Raw genomic sequence first — 20,037 nt, 5'->3', positions numbered from 1 at the left:
TTTGCATAAGTTGGCTTCTGGCATGCTTATTTATACAGCGGCTTTGAAGCCAAATACACAAACACAATCCAACCAGACGCAGCAAGGAAAGCTTAATGAAAGACGAAACGCTATCGATCCACTTTGGTTACGAAACTGACCCAACCACCAAATCTGTTGCCACGCCTATTTACCAAACGGTCGCCTATGAATTTGACAACGCGCAGCATGGGGCCGATCTATTCAACCTTGAAGTACCGGGTAATATCTACACTCGTATCATGAACCCAACCAATGATGTGTTGGAAAAGCGCATGGCAGCGTTAGAAGGTGGTATTGCAGGTTTGGTGGTGAGTGCGGGCAGTGCGGCAATCCATTACGCCATTTTGACGCTAGCACAAGCAGGAGACAACATTGTTTCCACGCCACAACTTTATGGTGGCACGTACACACTGTTTGCCCACATGCTTCCAAATATGGGGATTCAGGTTAAATTTGCCAAAGATGATAAACCAGAGAGTTTGGCTGAACTGATCGATGAAAACACCAAAGCGGTTTACTGTGAAAGTATCGGTAACCCAGCAGGGAACATCATTGACCTAGAGCGTGTGGCAGACTTAGCGCACGCGCAAGGTGTACCTGTGATCGTTGATAACACGGTCGCGACGCCCGCATTATGTAAGCCGATTGAATTTGGTGCCGACATTGTTGTGCATTCCTTGACGAAATATGTCGGTGGTCACGGTACAACCTTGGGGGGTATTATTATCGACTCAGGTAAGTTCCCTTGGGCGCAGCATAAAGATCGCTTCCCAGTATTAAACCAACCAGAGCCTTCATACCACGGCGTAGTCTACACCGAAGCCTTTGGTGAGGCGGCATTTATCGGACGCGCGCGTACCGTTCCGCTGCGTAACACCGGCTCGGCACTGTCGCCAATGAATGCCTTTATGCTGATGCAAGGGTTAGAAACCCTATCATTACGTATGGAAAGGCACACTGAAAACGCGCAAAAGGTAGCTGAATACCTAAGCCAGCATGAAAAAGTGAGTTGGGTGAGTTACGCCGGTTTGCCGAGCTCTGAACACTATCCGCTGGCGGAAAAATACATGAAAGGTAAGCCATCAGCGATCCTGTCGTTCGGCTTGAAGGATGGCTACGAAGCAGGTGTGCGCTTTTATGATGCGCTGCAAATCTTCAAGCGCTTGGTGAACATTGGTGATGCGAAGTCATTGGCTTGTCACCCTGCATCCACAACGCACCGCCAGTTAAGTGAAGCGGAACAGCACCAAGCGGGTGTCTCTCCTGAAATGATTCGCTTGTCAGTGGGTATCGAGCACATCGACGACATTCTTGCCGACCTAGAGCAAGCGTTAAACGCGTAAAAAGCATTCAGCTCATTAGCCAGTGTTTGCTGGCGAATGAGCTGAATTTTTCTCTAATGTTTTTCTCTCTGGTGAGGGGTTAACTGCTGCTGGCTTCAGGCTTGATAAACTCACCATAAATGTCTTTGCGGCGGTGTTTCAGGTTAGTCACAGAACCTTCGGTATTTAATTGCTTCAGCTTGGTTAAGTCGACGTCGGCAAAGATGATCATTTCCGTGTTGGCACTGGCTTCAGTTAGCGTCGCATCATGTGGGAAGTAGATGTCTGACGGAGAAAATACGGCGGATTGCGCGTACTGAATATCGACATTATCTACTCGCGGCAAATTGCCCACACTGCCACCAATCGCGACGTAACATTCGTTTTCGATCGCGCGCGCTTGTGAGCAAATGCGGACGCGTTGGTAGCCATTTTTAGTGTCTGTCCAGAACGGGACAAAAATGATCTGCACATCTTGCTCTGCCATCATCCTACCCAACTCAGGGAACTCACTGTCGTAACAAATCAAAATACCAACGCGGCCTGCATCGGTATCAAAGACTTTAACGTTATCACCACCATCAATGACCCAGTCTCGCTCTTCGTGAGGGGTAATGTGGATCTTATATTGTTCGTTAATTGTACCGTCACGCTGTAAGAGGTAAGAAACGTTGTACAGCTTTTCATTTTCAATTACCGGCACACTGCCCGCGATAATATTAATGTTGTACGTAACCGCCATTTGTGAAAAGCGGCTTTTAAGCTCTTCACTAAAACCAGCCAGAAAACGAATTGCTTCAACCGAGTTTTGCCCTTTTTGCATGCCCATTAGCGGGGCGTTGAAAAACTCCGGAAACAGCGCAAAATCCGCTTTGTAATTGGAGAGGGACGAGACAAAAAACTCGGCTTGATCCATTAAATCATCCAGATCTCGCATGGCGCGCATCTGCCACTGCACAACGCCAATCCGCACCAGCGTTTTTTCTATGTCGTGCACTGATTGAATGTCTTCTTCATAAAAGAAGTTATCCCATTCGAGCAAGGTTGCGTAGCCTTGCGACGCGTCATCTTCGGGAAGGTAGTTGCGCATTAAGCGTTTGACATCAAAGTCGTTCGCGAGCTGAAAAGACAAGATCGGGTCATGTAACTCTCGGCGTTTTACTTTGTCAATGTACTCAGTGACGCTGAGCTTATCCGAATAATTGTGGTAATTGGGAATACGGCCACCCGCCAGTATTGCTTTAAAGTTCTTGCTACGACACAACTCTTTACGCGCATCATAGAGTCGGCGGCCTAAGCGCAAACCACGGTAGTCTGGGTGTACAAACACATCCAGGCCATACATGGCATCCCCAGTCACCTGATTTTGAATGACATTATTTTCAGTGATGATATCGGTATACACATGAGGGAGAGAGAAGCGGTTGTAATCCACTTTAATCGTCAGTGCGGCACCGACGATTTTACCGTTGTCTTCGATGCATATTTGGCCGTCAGGAAACTGGTGAATGAGATCCATGATGGTCATTCGTGGCCAGGAGCCGCCCACATCGTGAAATACTAGATCCATTAGCTGCGCGAGCTCTGGGTAATCCCCAGCTTCAATCGTTCTAAGGGAGAGTTTAGGGGTATTGTTATCCATTACTACATTGTCCATCTATTTGTACTGCCGAATACAGCATGCCATAAATCACTTATTGTTCATAATCATAGCAGTTCGCTCTTGTGATAGAACGGTTTACTCTTCCACCGTGTAGCCTTTATCTCTTAGCAGCTTGGCGAAAATGGCTTGGCTACTCGGTTCCCCATGGATGAGGTGAATAGATTTAGGCTTGTTTGGAATACCTTCAATAAACTGAATCAGATCGTGCTGGTCAGCATGGGCAGAGTAGCCAGACATTGTGTGTATTTGTGCCTTAATTTCCACTTCTTCCATATCAATATCGACCAGATGAGCGCCAGCTTGGATATCTTTGCCTAGTGTCCCCTCTGCCTGATAACCCGCAATAATGACGTCAGTTCGCTCGTCGGGGAGCAGGGCTTTTAAGTAATCCATGATACGTCCGCCTTGGCACATGCCAGAAGCCGCCACCACAATAGCGGGCTCGCCTGTTGATTTGAGTCGATTGACTAACTTCAGGTGATAACGGTGGTCATCAACCGTAATGCACTGCTTGAAAGCCAATGGATGACGTTTCATATTGAGTCGCTCTTTGGCTTCTTCCCCCCATAGCTGTTTAAAACGGCGGTAAGACTCAGTGACGCGCATTGCCATCGGAGAGTCCAAAATAATGGGGATGTTTGCGTCCAGTTGATGCGTGTGTAGCAGCTGTTCAATATCGAATAGCAGTTCTTGGGTTCGGCCAATACTAAATGCGGGGATAAGTATTGCTCCGCCGTCAGTCAGTGAATGGTCAATAATGGCTTTGAGGCGATCCGCTCGGGTTGTTATATCTTCGTGCTCAGAATCACCGTAAGTACTCTCAATGTAAAGGTAGTCCGCTCGCTCGGGTGGCATAGGGTCGGGCAGTAAAGGTGTATTACTCGGCCCTAAATCTCCGGAAAACACCATGATCTCTTGATTGGGTAAGCGGATTTCAATGTAGGCTGAACCGAGAATGTGGCCAGCTGGTTGAAAGCGAGCAAATAGCGTATCTGGTTGTGGCTGCTGTGAGATTTTTGAAGGTAGGGCAAACCACTCTCCATAACGTTTCGGATGAATCAGTTTATTGATGTTCTTTATGATTTGGTTTATTTCTCGAGAGGCTAGGCCCAATTGAATTCGCAGACCATCTTCCAGCATTAAAGGGACGAGTTCTGCAGTGGCCTTGCTGCAATAAATGGGCTGATTGAACCCCGCTGCAAGTAACCAAGGTAGGCGGCCGATGTGGTCGATGTGCGTATGTGTGAGCAGCAGTGCATCGATCAGGCTGGTGGTGAAGTCAATCTCGACGGGGCGTGCGTCTTCGCCTTGAAATATACCGCAGTCAATGAGGATCGATTGGCGTCCTGCCCGTAGTTCATGACAAGATCCAGTGATGGTGTTTTTTCCGCCGTGGTGTATGACTTCCATATGCACTCCATAATCGAGATTAAACGCAATATTTGCCTCAGTTGTATCACACGCGACAAGCGTAAACTGCGATAGAGGAGAGTTTCTGGCTCAGATAACTCATCGCTTGCTACAAAAGTGACGTTGCAAACGCGGAAGAGAAACAGTCAATTGAGTTTCACTGTCATCGTTATTTGACACGGAAAATAGTTGGAAGAGAGATCACTATCACATGCCTGCTGATTAGGACTATTCATCCTATCAATCATTGGTGGTGCATATTGTTGCTCTTTAAGAGATAACTTATATTCCCCTTATGATTGAGGTGTTTTATACAATGAAATTTAGAGCTCGGGAGAAGGCGACTCTTACATGAATATACATAAGTGGTTGTTTGCGTTATTGCAGCGTTTCAGTATTTTTGCGGCCCTTTGTTTGCCTTTTTACGTGGTCGCCCAGCCTACGTTACTGTCCGATTACTACCTGGAAACGTGGAACTCGAACGATGGACTGCCTCACAATAGTGTTAACGCGATTACACAGACGGAAGATGGCTACCTTTGGTTTGCAACTTGGGAAGGTGTCGCCCGATACAATGGTCTCGACTTTAAGTTGTTTGATCGAAGCCCAAGTACCCATATGCTTGACTCCGGAGCGAGAGCCTTAACCACTGACAGCGATAATAAATTATACGTTGGGGGAGCCCGAGGTAGCTTTGTACTCAGGCAAGGAGCGTTATGGCACCCTCAAAGAGCTGTACAAAGTTTAGTGAATCATATTTACCTCGATGACCAACAAAATCTATGGCTTTCGATTCAGGGTAAAGGCCTTGCTTTCCGCCCGTATCTTGGCGAAGGGCAATATGGTGAGGACCAGTGGGTACTGCAAAACCTCAGTGCTTATCGTGTGGCTCAAGACTCAGCTGGTGGCCTGTTCATTGCGACGGACAATGGCTTGTATCGAATCCGTGATGGAATCGCATCTAGGGTCGAAAACTCGCAGTTCAAGCAAGTGATGTACGTCTCTGCCTCTCAGAGTAATGGCGTTCTGCTGGGCACCAATAATGGTGCTTGGCATTGGGATGGTACTTCTCTCCAACCACTCAACGAGCAGCTGAAAAATATTGCTGTCACTGTGATTGAAGAAGATAAGTCTGGCAATATTTGGCTTGGCACCATTAATGATGGGATCGCGCGCATCAGCCAAGTCGGATTGGAGTTTTTTGATGTCAGCAAAGGCTTACCCAATAACCGGGTACTTTCCTGGTTTGAAGATATGGAAGGTGGTATCTGGATTGGAACTAATGGTGGCGTGGCGCTGCTTAGGGAGGCGCCATTTGTCTCTATCACGACAAGAAAAGGTCTTGCGGGTAATTATGTTCGTACCATTTTGGAGATGGAAGATGAACAGTTATTGGTCGGGACTAGTAACGGTTTAAGTGTGGTGAGTTATCACGATGGCTATGAAGGGACGGCTGTACCCAAATCACAGTCTGTGCTCAGTTTGGCTCATGCCAAAGCGGGCGGTGTTTGGGTCGGAACCTCCCAACACGGGCTGCTTAAATACCAAGATGGCTACTTATCCAATGTGCTCGATGCAACGAATGGTTTACCAACAAACGAAGTCAGGGCGATCTTAGAAGATAGCCAGGGGAACCTTTGGCTAGGAGGGCCAGCAGGGCTTATACGCCGCCCACCAACAGGAGAGATTCGCCGTTTTACTCAAGAGCATGATGGGTTAATAGGCAACTATGTCATGGCTATAGCAGAGGATGAGTGGGGTAAAATTTGGATTGGTACGGGTGTTGGTGTTAGCTACCTTCAAGATGGACAAGTTATTTCCCTAGATATGAAAGAACTCGAGCAAGCGCAGTATGCTTTCGGTTTTTATGTCGAAAAGGGATATGTGTGGATAGCCACTGATCGCGGTATTGTGCGTTATCGACAAGATGATGGTTTTATGTCGTTAGTGGGTAAGCCACAAGGCTTACCGATAGACAAGTTTTTCCAAATTGTGCATGACGACAAAGGGTATCTTTGGCTTTCAAGTAATCGCGGCATATGGCGGATTCGTTATGATCAGGCTCACGAGGTGGCTGATGGAGCGCTAGACAAAATCGAGTTTGAACATTATGACCAAGATGACGGTATGGCGAGCAGTCAGGCCAACGGTGGCTCTAACCCAGCAGCGATAAAGTCGAATAGTGGCACAATTTACTTTGCGACGGCTAAAGGGGTGGCTACGATTGACCCCGAGCGCCTATCTGCCATCAGTCAGTATCATTTTCCCGTGGTACTGGAGTCAGTCTCGTTTGACTCCAATATCATTAATCAAGATCTTACCTATCAAGTACCAGCGACAATCAACCGTATTTCGCTTTCGTATGTCGGATTAGGGTACGTCATGCCGGAGCGTTTACAATATAGAACGAAGCTCGAAGGGTTTGATGAAAACTGGGAATATCGCGCTAATGCGAGTACTGCAGAGTATACAAACTTGCCACCGGGAGAGTACACGTTTCTGCTTAGCGCTCGTTACCCATACGGTGAATGGCAACAAACATTACCTTTGTATACGTTTACTGTTGAACCTAGCTTTTGGCAGCGAATGGATGTCAGGGTAGCAGCGGCCGCATTCATGTTGTTGGTTATGGGATCGGCTATCCGTTTTCGAATTCACAAATTGGAACTTAACGAGCGCAAACTGAAAGAATTGGTGTCTGTGCAGACACAAGAGTTAAGAGCGCAGGCGGAAAAATTTGAATTGTTGTCCAACGAGGATGCGCTGACCAAGTTGCCTAATCGACGAGCGTTTGATCTCCAGCTGAGTGAAGCATTCAATCAAGCCCATTCCCAAGGAAGCGAGTTTTATATCGCGATTATTGATATCGATTTTTTCAAGAAGATAAACGATCAGTATTCACATATTGTTGGTGATAAAGCGGTTGTTGCGATCGCCCGTATCTTAGCCGAGTACGCAGAGGACAAGTCCCAAGTCTCGCGCTGGGGTGGGGAGGAATTTACCATGATGTATGAAGGTGACGATGTTTATGAGTACTTTGATGGCTTGAGAGATCAAATAGCGAACTCGGACTTTAATCATGTGGCACATGGCTTAGCCATGACGGTGAGTATTGGTATTTCAAGTAGTGAAGGGACACACAGTTACGAAGATGCGGTTAAGAATGCTGATCATGCACTGTTAAAGGCAAAACGCAATGGGCGTAACCGAGTCGAAATGCATGGCTCGCAAAATGCATCCTTAATAGGGTAAGAGTTGGAGCCTATTAGGGCGGGCTCCAACTTCCAATGATAATCAATTAGAGTTTTGATTGTGCACGATTCAAACGGTCGTGCACTGCAAACCAACTCTCATCGAGTGGCGGGCGCTCTACCCATATTTCATCGCAGCCCCATTTATCCGCTTCATCCAGCGAACGATAAAGCGCATGGGAATATGCTCCCACTTCTTCAGGCATCTTTTTTGTTTTTTCTGGGCTGCTACCAATGATTGGCGTTAAGTGTAGATAGGCGATTTTCTTCTCGCTAGGAAACTCTATATTCTCTGCATCGACCAAGCGCACTCGTGTGTTTGGCTGATAGTGGCTCGTTACGTTACCTGGAACCGAAACGGTATGGGCTTTAGGAGACAGAACCTCTTCACCCAGCGTTTCAGACAATTGAGCCGCTGTAATTGGGCCTGTTCTTAAAATGCGATATGGCTTTTCTGTTAAGTCGATAATGGTCGATTCTAAGCCGTGAGCACAATCACCACCGTCTAATACGGCTGCAATTTTTCCGCCCAATGAGTTGAGTACATGCTCAGCAGACGTTGGGCTCAGTTTTTTATATGGGTTCGCTGAAGGTGCAGCGACTGCCATGCCCGAAGATTTCAATAGTGTGCTGAAGACATCGTGCGCTGGCATGCGAATACCGATCGTGTCTAAACCACCCGTCACTACTGGCGTAGCCTGAGGCGCTTTGTTCAATAGCAATGTGACGGGACCGGGCCAGTAAGCTTCTGCAATAGCGTATGCTTCGGCTGGAATATCACTCGCCCAATCAGTCAGTTGCTCAGCACTGCCAATATGAACGATTAACGGGTGGTTCGCTGGACGCCCTTTCGCAGCGAAGATCTTCTTCACTGCTTCTGGGTTTGAAGCGTCAGCTGCAAGCCCATAAACCGTTTCGGTTGGAATCGCAACTAGTTCACCACAAGCCAAAATCTGTTTAGCTTGTTCAATATCTTTATGCTCGCTTGCTGAAAGGTGTAGCGTGTTCAATGTGACTTCCTCAGGAAAACTACTCGTTGTATAGCTCTAGTGCACAGCAGTTAGAATCATTCTCAATGCCATAGCAGGGCGTTCATTTTAGCCATGTTTTATAAATTTGCGATGGTTTATTACGAGTGATTTGTATCTATTGATAACGTCAATGATGTCGCGATAGGAGTGATGATCGATAATTAAAAGGCAAGTAAACAAAAAGGCCGCTAACTCATTGAGTTAGCGGCCTTTCCAAACGTTTGGTGGAGCTGGCGGGAGTTGAACCCGCGTCCGAAAACCATTCATCTTTGGTACTACATGCTTAGTCGATCTTTAAATTCACCACCCACCTGCGAACCGACACGCTAATGAATGACTATCCTGAATTATAATTCGCCGTTCATCTCTCAGGCGGGAGAATCCGGGCTAGCGCGTTTGGGTTTGATCCCTCGTTGGTCCCCGTCTTACGTGCGGAAGCTAGGGCGAGAGAGCTCTGAGCAGGTTATTAAGCTGCTAGTGCGTAGTTTTCGTCGTTTGCGACTATTTTTTTGCGGTTTTTTAGCGAGGCCTACCGCACCTCGGCATGCACCTTGGACTTCAAAATTCCCGTCGAATCCTAAATCAGCCCCAAATGTTATTTCGGCATAGTACCAGATTAGACTACGCTGTCTAGTACTATGCGTTTAAGTGGTTAAGATTAGCGCAGGTTGTTGCTCTTCATTACGCGAGCTTTCTGACGCTGCCAATCTCTATCTTTAATGTCAGTACGTTTATCGTGAAGCTTTTTACCTTTCGCGACACCGATCTTAATCTTCACCCAAGAGCGAGACCAGTATAGTGATAGCGCGGTGAGTGTCATACCTTCTCGGTTGATACGACCTAGCAAGTTATCGAGCTCACGACGGCTCATAAGTAGTTTTCGCACGCGTGTCGGATTCGCGACTACGTGTGTCGATGCCTGATTTAGAGGAGTGATCGTCATACCACTCACAAAGGCTTCACCGTCACGCATAAATACGTAACTTTCTGCGATATTGGCTTTACCTTGGCGAAGGGCTTTCACTTCCCACCCTTGTAGCTCCATGCCTGCTTCAATTTCATCTTCAATGAAATACTCGTGGCGAGCTTTCTTGTTTAGAGCGATGGTATTGCTACCCGCTTTTTGTTTAGATTTTTTCTTTGCCATAATGGTTGCATTATACGGTCAGTCATGACGTTATGAAATCCCTTTATTTGCGCTCAGTGCAAATAAAAGTAAAATTGCCTTCAGCTTGAGGTTCAAGCAATTGCTATGAGGAGTCAATATGAAGCAAGTCAGCCGTTCTGCCTTGGTGTCGTTTAGCGCAGAGCAGATGTACAATCTGGTCAATGACGTCGCGAGTTATCCTGATTTTTTACCAGGTTGTTCTGGTTCACGTATTCTTGAGTCGAGTACAGGTGCGATGGTTGCTTCTGTTGACGTATCTAAGGCGGGTATTAGTAAAACATTTACCACATCAAATGAATTAAGCCCAGGTGAATCGATTGTGATGAGCTTGGTCGATGGTCCCTTTAAGATGCTGAAAGGTGGATGGTTCTTTACGGCACTGGATGAGCAGGCTTGTAAGGTTGAACTGAAACTTGAGTTTGAGTTTTCAAGTAAAATGATCGAGATGGCTTTCGGGAAAGTGTTTAACGAGTTGACCAGTAACATGGTGAATGCGTTTACTCAGCGCGCAAAACAGGTGTATGAGTGTTATGAGTATTGAGTCAGATATGATTCATGTCGAGGTAGTGTACGCACTGCCTGAAGAACAACGGGTTTATACTCTGGTTGTAAATAAAGACATGTCGGTGGAAGAGATCATCAAGCAGTCGGGCGTCTTGGAACAATACCCTGAAATTGACTTGGCTAAGAATAAAGTGGGGGTTTTTAGCCGTAATGTTAAGCTAGATGCGACAGTGCGTGATAAAGATCGTATAGAAATTTACCGTCCATTATTGGCGGACCCAAAAGAAATTCGTCGCAAAAGAGCGGAACAAGCAAAAGCCTCTGGAGCAGCTGATCCAGTTACGGGTGGAAAGCAGAACCCGTTAAGAAAGTAGCAGGAAGAAAAAAGGTTGGCGTATTCGAGCCAACCTTTTCTATTTGATGGGGAGTTAATTGATACTTTCGAAAAATTCAGAACTCGCCGGAAAATCGCCTTTCACTTCAACTAACTGGCCACTGTTATTGAAATTCACAATCAGGTTCTTTTGTACTGAATCCTTATGTCCTTCGGTATGGTGGTAAATGTAGTACCAAGTATCAGGGTAGCCGTTTTCAACAAGCATTGGTGACCCCATTACAAAGCGTACCTGTTCTTTGGTCATGCCAAACTTCAGCGTTTCAACCGCTTCTTGTTCAACGTAATTTCCTTGGTTGATATCGATTCGATACACCAACTTCTCAAGTAAAGAGCAGCCAGTCAGGGTAGATATAGCCAAAGGCAGTGCGATAAGCCACTTAGTTAGTTGCATACTTAAATTCTTGTAACCGAGGTTTTTAAACTGTGCCGATAATAAACAAGCTGAGCGGTAATGTAAAAAGCTCATGATGTTTTGAATTGATTCAGACTGTGAATTTTGAATTTAGTTGCAAAGTCGAACCAAAAAGTTCGTTTTTTGGAACTTTGGCTCGACTTTAAAGTTGTGTAGAGGGCTTGCTACGCAGCGATCAGTAACTCACGTGCGTTAGCTAGGGTCGATTCTGTGATTTGGCTTCCCCCTAATAATCGAGCTAACTCAGCGACACGTTGATCGCTATCCAGCCTATTCATTTGTGTTTCGGTTTTTCCTGCTTTGGTTTGTTTTGCTACGAAAAGCTGTTGGTGTCCGCAACCTGCAACCTGCGGTAGGTGAGTCACACAGAGAACTTGTGTGGACTCCCCGAGTTTACGCAGCATCTTACCGACCACGGCTGCGGTAGGGCCACTGATACCCACATCAACTTCATCAAAGATTAGGCTAGGTGTGTCCACTTTCTGTGCAGTGATCACTTGGATCGCCAATGAAATACGAGAAAGTTCACCACCTGACGCTACTTTAGCAATTGGCTGCATTGGCTGGCCTGGGTTGGTCGAAACAACGAAGCAGACGTCATCCATACCTAATGGTGATGGGTGTGTACCTTTATTGTTCACTTCAATACAGAATTGTGCTTTTTCCATGCTTAACTCGTGCATGCTGTCTGTAATGAGTTTGTTTAGCTCTTTTGCGTAACGAATACGTGATTTATGCAGTTTTTCTGACGAAACTAAGAATGCTTGATATTTATCTTCAACGTCTTGCTCTAACTCGCCCAAACGCTCATCAGAACAATCCAGTGCCTCGATTTGCGATAATAGATCTTGGTGGTGCTGGTAAAGCTCTTCCGGCAAGACATGGTGTTTTCGTGCCATCGACATCACTTTTGAAAAACGGTCTTCCACATAGGCCATACGCGCAGGGTCGACGTCGATATTATCCATATAAGCGCGGAGTTCATTATTGGCTTCTTCAATCTGAATGAGCGCTTCCGAGAGCATGTTAGGCAACTCTGATAATGATTCATCCATTTCTGCAAGTTGGATCAGGGAGTGATTGGCTGATTGCAAAATACCAAGCGCATTAACTTCTTCACCTTCGTAAATAAGCTCGATGGCCTGCTGGCAGGTAGAGGCAAGTTCGCCACTGTTGGAGAGTCTTTTGTGCTCTTGTTCAAGCTCTTCATATTCGTCTTCTCCCAGTGACAGCTCATTCAACTCTTTGATTTGGTATTCGATCAACTGTTTTTGTGCGAGGTTAGCAGCGCTGTTTTCTTTTAGTTGCTTAAGGTTATTATCCGCTTGGCGCCAGCGTAGGTAAGCATTACGAGTGCTTTTTAGCTGGCTACTGTGCCCGGCGTACTGATCGAGCATCGCCATTTGATATTCAGATTTCATTAATTGGTGATGAGCATGCTGACCATGAATATTGATAAGCAGTTGCCCAAGCGCTTTCAGCTGAGAAAGAGGGACAGGGCTTCCATTGATAAAAGCACGCGAGCGGCCTTCTTTACTGATAATTCTACGCAAAATGCAATCACTCCCGTCGAGAAGATCGTTGTCTTCCAACCAACGCGTGGCGTGAACGTTGTTCTCTAGGGAAAAGGCGGCACTCACTTCGGTCTTTTCTTCTCCTTGACGAACCATGCTGGCTTCCGCTCGGCCTCCAAGGCATAAACCGAGAGCATCGATCGCGATGGACTTACCAGCACCGGTTTCACCAGTAATGGTAGTCATGCCTTTAGATAGCTCCAGCTGTAGAGATTTAACAATAGCAAAATTATTAACGCTTAAATGAGCCAGCATTTTGTTGTACCTGTTTAAATGAACAATACTGTATATAAGGTCAGTATATACTGTTTCTTTATACAGTAAAGGTGGCATTAAAAATTTTTTTGTGAGGAATATCTGATAGGTAGCTAGTAAGAAGGTAGGTTTTTATCGCTCCCTTGGCTTGATATGTCAGAAATAAAAAAGGTTGATGTGTTCGCATCAACCTATTTCTATTCTTGTAAAGGCGTTAAAACAGCCGGCTAGACCAACCTAATTTGTTACGCAAGACGTGGTAGTAACTGTAGTCTTTCGGGTGAATCAATTTGAGTGTATTTGGGCTTTGATAAATATGTATTTCATCACCTGGAGAGACGGGAAGGGACACTTGACCGTCACAACTTACTTCCTGTGTGCCGCGATTATCTGGGGATACCACTAATCGAATACGACGTTTGCTATCGACCACCAGTGGGCGGCTTGATAGTGTATGAGGAAACATCGGTACTAATGACAGCGCGTTTAGGCTCGGGGAAAGAATAGGGCCTCCTCCAGAAAGCGAGTATGCCGTTGAGCCTGTTGGTGTAGACACAATTAAGCCATCGGCGCGCAACGAAAATGCGAAGCTCTCATCGATGTAAACTTCAAACTCAATCATATGCGCAATTTGCCCAGGGTGAAGGACGGCTTCATTTAAAGCGGCATTATGGCTTTTAACTTGACCATGTCGGTGTACTTCTGCTTCCAGCAAAAAGCGATCTTCCTCGATGTATTCCCCATTTAATACCGCGTGTAATGAGGACTGAAAATCTTCAGGGTTTAGATCGGTTAGAAAACCTAAGTTGCCTCGGTTAACACCGATAACAGAGATATCAAATCGTGATAAAACGCGCGCGGCACCAAGCATATTGCCATCACCACCCACCACGATCGCTAAATCGGCGGCTTTGCCCAACTGGATTAGGCTCGCAAAATCTTCCGCAGGTATATCATCTAGAATCTCTATTAACCTATCGTCGATAAAAACCTGATAACCTTCAGACTTTAACCAGGTGTATAGCTCTCGATGAGTTTGAATGGCCTGTTGATTTCGTGGTTTACCAATGATGGCGATCACTTCAAAAGGTTTTTTCATAGGTTTTCCGCACTAAATAGGCTTGAATCAATAATCTTCATCCCCATAATAATGGCAAGTTAGCTATTTATGCGAATATTTCTGTGCCTGAACGTGATGTAAGTGAAGCGCTTGGCACAGATAGATTGAATTCTGGAGATATCATGAGCAACAAAGAAACAAAAATTAACGAAGAAGAACTACAGCAGCAGGAAGCAGAGCAAGAGGCGGAAGTTGTAGGTACTGAAGCTGATATCGAATGGAACGAAGAAACAGAAGCGGATGAGCAAGAAGCAAAAATTGCTCAGCTAGAAGCAGCGTTGCTTTCAAGTGAAGCTAAAGTGCAAGATCAGAAAGATTCTGTACTTCGTGCTAAGGCTGAAGTTGAGAATATGCGTCGTCGTACTGAACAAGAGATCGACAAAGCACGCAAATACGCATTAAACAAGTTTGCTGAAGAGTTACTGCCAGTTATCGACAACCTTGAGCGTGCTATTCAATCAGCGGATAGCGAAGCTGAAGTAGTGAAGCCGATTCTGGAAGGTGTTGAGCTTACACATAAAACCTTTGTTGATGCAGTGGCGAAGTTTGGCTTGAAAGAAATTAACCCAGAAGGTGAGGCATTTAACCCTGAAATGCATCAGGCTATGTCTATTCAAGAAAGCCCAGATCACGAATCAAACACAGTAATGTTTGTAATGCAGAAGGGTTATGAGCTAAACGGCCGAGTGATTCGCCCAGCAATGGTAATGGTTGCTAAATAAGCACCGTTCGAAACTGTACTAATTTGAAAAGAGAGGCATTGGCCTCTCTTTTTTGATCCAGTCAGACCAGTTTACTAAAAGAGAAATAAATCATTGTTTTGAAATAATGATTGCTATCTGAGTGTTAATAGAGATTTAGTTTCCAATAGGAGATATGTAACATTATTGTGAATATCTTCTTTTAATTGTGATCTTGTTGTGTATTATGTTGACACCTGCCCAGTTTGAGGGCGGATTAAACTACAAAATTATAAATACATGAGCACAACATTTGGAGATTTATAAATGGACAAATCGCTCTCAGGTAAAATTTTTATAGGACTGTTTGCTGGCCTATTGTTTGGTACAGCGATCCAGTACTTATTTAATGGCATTACACTTTTTGATACTTATCTACTAGGCGCAGCAGAAGGTGCGGGCGGTATGTTCGTATCATTGATTAAACTGCTGGTTGTTCCTTTGGTATACGTATCTATCGTCTGCGGTATCGTCGACTTGAAAGATATCACTGCATTCGGCCGCCTTGGTGGGAAAACTTTTGCTCTTTACATTTTCAATACCATCATCGCGATCTCTGCTGCATTGACTGTCGGTATGATTTTCCAACCAGGTGCGGATGCAAACTTGGCTGGAACGATCTCAGAAACAGTTAAATTGACGACAACAGAAACGCCAGACATTTTCTCTCTTGTAGTGAACATTGTTCCTAGCAACCCAGTTCAGGCGTTTGCTAGTGGTGACATGCTACAAATCATCTTTATGGCTATTTTGACTGGTCTTGCCATTCAGGCGCTTGACTCGCGCGGTGGCCCTGCTATTCGCACGTTCAAAATGGCAAATGAGCTGATGATGAAGCTGGTTGGTTTGGTCATGAGCCTAGCGCCATATGGTGTGTTCGCGCTGATGATTCAGCTAGGGGCAACTCTTGACGCTCATACACTACTTTCAGTAGCTGGATACGTCGCGCTTGTTATCGCAATGCTAGTGTTCTGGATCTTTGTTTTCTATCCAACGGCTGTTGGTTTAGCGACAGGCACTTCACCAAAAACGTTTTTGCGTGCAACTCGTGAGCAGATCTTGTTCTCACTATCAACAGCAAGTTCAAACGCCACTATTCCAGTCACTATGCGAACTCTAACTGACAAGCTAAATGTGTCTAAGTCAGTAGCTGGCTTTGGTGTTCCACTGGGTGCGACGATGAACATGTCAGGCGTATCTATCTACATTACTCTAGCGACTATTTTTGTTGCTAATGCATTTGGACAACCAATTAACTCAGAAGATGTATTTACTCTTGGCTTAACCATTCTATTGTTGTCTGTTGGTGCAGGTGGTGTTCCAGGTGGTGGTATTGTGATGGTTGGTGTACTTCTTCACCAACTAGGTTTACCACCAGAAGGTCTAGCGATTGTGGCTGCAGTTGACCGCATTAACGATATGTTCTGTACATCATCAAACGTGGTCGGTGACACAGCGGTTAATACCATTGTGGCGAAGACAGAAGGTGAAATTGGTAAAGACGAAGTGGAAGTAGACGCGAAACCCGCGCAAGCGAATGCTTAATGTCACTTTTTCTTTGAAAAGAAAGTAAAAAGCGAGGCTTGGCCTCGCTTTTGTTTTTTATAGGGGGCGGCCTGTAGTAAAAAGCTAGCTATAGTAAGTCCTAGCACTGTTGTAATTATGTAACTTAAAAGTGGGCTAATTCGGGAAAAAATTGGATTTTTTTTAATTGTGCCCTTGAAAACCTATTTGTTGCCCTTATCTAAGGGGCATAGAGAAGCAAACAACATTATTTTTGTTTGTGAGCAAGGGTTGAATCCCGATTCTCCATCCCCACATAGGGGATATAGCAAAACGAAAATAGAATTTATTCGGAGATAGCCTGATGGGTAAAATCATTGGTATTGACTTAGGTACTACTAACTCATGTGTTGCTGTACTAGACGGTGACAAGCCACGCGTAATCGAAAATGCGGAAGGCGAGCGTACAACAGCATCGGTAATTGCATACACAGATGGTGAGACGCTAGTAGGTCAACCTGCTAAACGTCAAGCAGTAACAAACCCAGAAAACACGCTATTTGCAATTAAGCGTCTTATCGGTCGTCGTTTCGAAGACGAAGAAGTTCAGCGTGACATCGAAATCATGCCTTACAAAATCGTTAAGGCAGACAACGGTGATGCGTGGGTAGAAGCGAAAGGCCAAAAAATGGCGGCTCCTCAGGTTTCTGCTGAAGTACTTAAGAAAATGAAGAAAACTGCTGAAGACTTCCTAGGTGAAGAAGTAACTGGCGCAGTTATCACAGTTCCTGCTTACTTTAACGATGCTCAGCGTCAAGCAACTAAAGATGCTGGCCGTATTGCAGGTCTAGAAGTTAAACGTATCATCAACGAACCAACAGCGGCTGCTCTGGCTTACGGCCTAGACAAGAAAGGCGGCGACCGCACAATCGCTGTATACGACCTTGGTGGTGGTACATTCGATATCTCAATCATCGAGATTGATGAAGTTGAAGGCGAGAAAACTTTTGAAGTTCTAGCGACTAACGGTGACACTCACCTTGGCGGTGAAGACTTCGATAACCGCATGATCAACTACCTAGTTGAAGAGTTCAAGAAAGAACAAGGTATCGATCTTAAGAACGATCCACTAGCAATGCAGCGTGTTAAAGAAGCAGCAGAAAAAGCGAAAATCGAGCTTTCTTCTACTTCACAAACAGACGTGAACCTGCCGTACGTGACTGCTGATGCAACTGGTCCTAAGCACATGAACGTAAAAGTGACTCGTGCGAAACTAGAATCTCTAGTTGAAGACCTAGTACAACGTTCTCTTGAACCACTAAAAGTTGCGCTAGCTGACGCTGACTTATCTGTAAACGACATCACTGACGTAATCCTAGTAGGTGGTCAGACTCGTATGCCTATGGTTCAAGCAAAAGTTGCTGAATTCTTTGGTAAAGAAGCACGTCGTGACGTAAACCCAGACGAAGCAGTAGCAATGGGTGCTGCAGTTCAGGGTGGTGTACTAGCGGGTGATGTGAAAGATGTACTTCTACTAGACGTTACTCCTCTGTCTCTAGGTATCGAGACAATGGGTGGTGTAATGACTAAGCTAGTTGAGAAGAACACAACTATCCCAACGAAAGCGAACCAAGTTTTCTCTACTGCAGAAGACAACCAGAACGCGGTAACAATCCACGTTCTTCAAGGTGAGCGTAAGCAAGCGATGTACAACAAGTCTCTAGGTCAATTCAACCTAGAAGGCATCCAGCCTGCGCCACGTGGCATGCCACAAATTGAAGTAACTTTCGACCTAGATGCGGACGGTATCCTACACGTATCAGCGAAAGACAAGCAGACTGGTAAAGAGCAGAAGATCACTATCCAGGCATCTGGTGGTCTAAGCGATGAAGACATCGAGAAAATGGTTCAAGAAGCAGAAGCTAACAAAGAAGCGGACAAGAAGTTCGAAGAGCTAGCAACTGCACGTAACCAAGCTGACCAAATGATTCACGGTACTCGTAAGCAAATCGAAGAAGCGGGTGAAGCTCTTCCAGCTGATGAGAAAGAGAAGATTGAAGCAGCTATCTCTGAGCTAGAAGAAGCTCGTAAGGGTGAAGATAAAGAAGCCATCGACGCTAAAGTTCAAGCTCTTATGACTGCAGCTCAAAAACTAATGGAAATCGCTCAGCAGCAAGCTCAAGCACAACAAGGTGCTGAAGCTGGCGCTCAACAACAATCTGCACAAGATGACGTTGTAGACGCAGAGTTTGAAGAAGTTAAAGACGATAAGAAGTAAGCCAATAACCGAGTAGGTAGAATGCCTACTCAGCTTAACTCCTTATTGGAATCTCTTTGCGGGCGTTTGAGGAAACTCATACGCCCGCATGTTTGTAACCTAATGTCTTTCTAGATAAGCACTTTCGGCTGAAAGTTTTTACCTAAAACGATACAAACACTAAGCGGCAGCCGCCGTTTGCAGTACTACATTGGTGACGAAGAAAATGTCAAAACGTGATTTTTACGAAGTATTAGGCGTTAGCCGTGATGCATCAGAGCGCGATATCAAGAAGGCGTACAAACGCCTTGCAATGAAATTCCACCCAGACCGCAATCAGGGTGACGAGTCTGCTGCGGATAAGTTTAAAGAAGTAAAAGAAGCGTACGAAGTTCTGACCGATCCTCAGAAAAAAGCAGCGTACGATCAATACGGTCATGCTGCCTTTGAACAAGGCGGTATGGGCGGCGGTGGCGGCTTCGGTGGAGGCGGTGCCGATTTTGGTGACATCTTTGGTGATGTGTTTGGTGATATCTTTGGCGGTGGCCGTCGAGGTGGTGGCCAGGCGCGTGCACAGCGTGGGGCGGACTTACGTTACAACATGGAGTTGACGCTTGAAGAAGCGGTTCGTGGTGTATCGAAAGAAATTGAAATCCCGACACTGGTTCATTGTGATACCTGTGATGGTAGCGGTGCGAAGAAAGGAACATCTGCAGAAACCTGTGGTACCTGTCATGGTCATGGGCAAGTACAGATGCGTCAGGGCTTCTTTGCTGTTCAGCAAACCTGTCCTACCTGTCATGGTAAAGGTAAGATCATCAAAGACCCATGTAACGTATGTCATGGCCAAGGTCGTAAGCAGAAGAGTAAGACCCTTAATGTTAAGATCCCTGCAGGTGTGGATACTGGCGATCGCATTCGTCTTTCTGGCGAAGGTGAAGCAGGAGAAATGGGTGCACCAGCCGGTGATTTGTACGTACAAGTTCATGTGAAAGAACACCATATCTTTGAACGTGATGGTAACAACCTGTACTGTGAAGTACCAGTAAGCTTCGCGATGGCGGCTCTTGGTGGCGAAGTTGAAGTCCCAACATTAGATGGCCGCGTAAGTTTGAAAGTACCTTCAGAAACGCAGACAGGGCGTATGTTCCGTATGCGCGGTAAAGGTGTGAAAGGTGTCCGTGGTGGCGGTATTGGTGACTTGATCGTGAAGTTAGTGGTTGAAACGCCAGTCAACTTGAGCTCACGTCAGAAAGACCTGCTTAAAGAGTTTGAAGAATCTTGTGGTGGCGAAGCGGCAACAAAGCATAAGCCTAAGTCAGAAGGCTTTTTCAATGGTGTGAAGAAGTTCTTCGACGATCTGACCAGTTAATCAAAACTGGATTGATTAGATGATATAGAAAAGACCA

General features: G+C 45.6%; 15 protein-coding genes and 1 other RNA gene. 8 read left to right on the top strand and 8 right to left on the bottom strand.

The window, feature by feature from the left end; translation table 11 throughout:
* The first annotated feature begins 95 nt into the window (after positions 1 to 95).
* Positions 96 to 1,364: an O-acetylhomoserine aminocarboxypropyltransferase/cysteine synthase family protein gene (locus VNE01S_RS07460; RefSeq protein ID WP_053395247.1), complete on the top strand. Its 1,269-nt coding sequence runs from the start codon at positions 96 to 98 to the stop codon at positions 1,362 to 1,364.
* Positions 1,365 to 1,443: 79 nt separating this feature from the next.
* On the opposite strand, the gene VNE01S_RS07455 is transcribed toward VNE01S_RS07460, so the two are convergent.
* Positions 1,444 to 2,985, bottom strand: a complete 1,542-nt coding sequence (locus tag VNE01S_RS07455) for a bifunctional GNAT family N-acetyltransferase/carbon-nitrogen hydrolase family protein (protein ID WP_053395246.1) — start codon at positions 2,983 to 2,985, stop codon at positions 1,444 to 1,446.
* A 96-nt stretch (positions 2,986 to 3,081) separates the two neighbouring features.
* Positions 3,082 to 4,416 (bottom strand): MBL fold metallo-hydrolase, encoded by a 1,335-nt coding sequence (locus VNE01S_RS07450; protein ID WP_053395245.1) that lies wholly within the window; start codon positions 4,414 to 4,416, stop codon positions 3,082 to 3,084.
* Between the two features lie 351 nt (positions 4,417 to 4,767).
* Here VNE01S_RS07450 and VNE01S_RS07445 point away from each other — a divergent pair, with 351 nt between their 5' ends.
* The gene (locus VNE01S_RS07445; RefSeq protein ID WP_082331667.1) at positions 4,768 to 7,668 is read left to right on the top strand and encodes a ligand-binding sensor domain-containing diguanylate cyclase; all 2,901 of its coding nucleotides are present in this window, start codon (positions 4,768 to 4,770) and stop codon (positions 7,666 to 7,668) included.
* Positions 7,669 to 7,714: 46 nt separating this feature from the next.
* Here VNE01S_RS07445 and VNE01S_RS07440 read toward each other — a convergent pair whose 3' ends face one another.
* The 3 genes from VNE01S_RS07440 to smpB all read right to left on the bottom strand — a co-directional run bounded on the left by VNE01S_RS07440 (position 7,715) and on the right by smpB (position 9,845).
* Positions 7,715 to 8,677, bottom strand: coding sequence for an L-threonylcarbamoyladenylate synthase (locus VNE01S_RS07440; RefSeq protein WP_053395244.1), 963 nt, complete (start codon positions 8,675 to 8,677; stop codon positions 7,715 to 7,717).
* A gap of 243 nt (positions 8,678 to 8,920) precedes the next feature.
* Positions 8,921 to 9,288: a transfer-messenger RNA gene (ssrA, locus tag VNE01S_RS07435) on the bottom strand.
* A 68-nt stretch (positions 9,289 to 9,356) separates the two neighbouring features.
* The gene (gene smpB, locus VNE01S_RS07430) at positions 9,357 to 9,845 is read right to left on the bottom strand and encodes an SsrA-binding protein SmpB (RefSeq protein WP_053395243.1); all 489 of its coding nucleotides are present in this window, start codon (positions 9,843 to 9,845) and stop codon (positions 9,357 to 9,359) included.
* 118 nt (positions 9,846 to 9,963) lie between these two features.
* Between smpB and VNE01S_RS07425 the strand changes: the two genes are divergently transcribed.
* Both VNE01S_RS07425 and VNE01S_RS07420 read left to right on the top strand, forming a co-directional pair.
* Positions 9,964 to 10,407, top strand: a complete 444-nt coding sequence (locus VNE01S_RS07425) for an SRPBCC family protein (protein ID WP_053395242.1) — start codon at positions 9,964 to 9,966, stop codon at positions 10,405 to 10,407.
* Entirely contained in the window at positions 10,397 to 10,744 is a 348-nt protein-coding gene (locus tag VNE01S_RS07420) for an RnfH family protein (protein WP_053395241.1), read from the top strand. The genes VNE01S_RS07425 and VNE01S_RS07420 overlap by 11 nt, the downstream gene beginning before the upstream one ends.
* A 54-nt stretch (positions 10,745 to 10,798) precedes the next feature.
* On the opposite strand, the gene bamE is transcribed toward VNE01S_RS07420, so the two are convergent.
* From bamE to nadK, 3 genes are all read right to left on the bottom strand, one after another.
* A complete protein-coding gene (gene bamE, locus VNE01S_RS07415; protein WP_053395240.1) occupies positions 10,799 to 11,158 on the bottom strand; it encodes an outer membrane protein assembly factor BamE in 360 nt (119 codons plus the stop codon).
* Between the two features lie 185 nt (positions 11,159 to 11,343).
* Complete coding sequence (gene recN, locus VNE01S_RS07410) at positions 11,344 to 13,008, bottom strand: DNA repair protein RecN (protein ID WP_053395239.1); 1,665 nt, start codon at positions 13,006 to 13,008, stop codon at positions 11,344 to 11,346.
* 214 nt (positions 13,009 to 13,222) lie between these two features.
* Positions 13,223 to 14,107: an NAD(+) kinase gene (gene nadK / locus VNE01S_RS07405; protein WP_053395238.1), complete on the bottom strand. Its 885-nt coding sequence runs from the start codon at positions 14,105 to 14,107 to the stop codon at positions 13,223 to 13,225.
* Positions 14,108 to 14,250: 143 nt separating this feature from the next.
* On the opposite strand from nadK, the gene grpE reads away from it, so the two are divergent.
* The 4 genes from grpE to dnaJ all read left to right on the top strand — a co-directional run bounded on the left by grpE (position 14,251) and on the right by dnaJ (position 20,000).
* Complete coding sequence (gene grpE, locus VNE01S_RS07400; RefSeq protein ID WP_053395237.1) at positions 14,251 to 14,850, top strand: nucleotide exchange factor GrpE; 600 nt, start codon at positions 14,251 to 14,253, stop codon at positions 14,848 to 14,850.
* A 285-nt stretch (positions 14,851 to 15,135) separates the two neighbouring features.
* Positions 15,136 to 16,413, top strand: coding sequence for a dicarboxylate/amino acid:cation symporter (locus VNE01S_RS07395; RefSeq protein ID WP_053395236.1), 1,278 nt, complete (start codon positions 15,136 to 15,138; stop codon positions 16,411 to 16,413).
* A 322-nt stretch (positions 16,414 to 16,735) separates the two neighbouring features.
* Positions 16,736 to 18,649, top strand: a complete 1,914-nt coding sequence (gene dnaK, locus VNE01S_RS07390) for a molecular chaperone DnaK (RefSeq protein ID WP_053395235.1) — start codon at positions 16,736 to 16,738, stop codon at positions 18,647 to 18,649.
* A 205-nt stretch (positions 18,650 to 18,854) separates the two neighbouring features.
* Positions 18,855 to 20,000, top strand: a complete 1,146-nt coding sequence (gene dnaJ / locus VNE01S_RS07385; protein ID WP_053395234.1) for a molecular chaperone DnaJ — start codon at positions 18,855 to 18,857, stop codon at positions 19,998 to 20,000.
* Positions 20,001 to 20,037: the final 37 nt, after the last annotated feature.

Origin of the sequence: Vibrio nereis NBRC 15637, from assembly GCF_001591105.1 — a bacterium.
GTDB classification, from domain to species: Bacteria; Pseudomonadota; Gammaproteobacteria; order Enterobacterales; family Vibrionaceae; genus Vibrio; species Vibrio nereis.
This window is presented reverse-complemented; position numbering and strand designations above follow the sequence as displayed.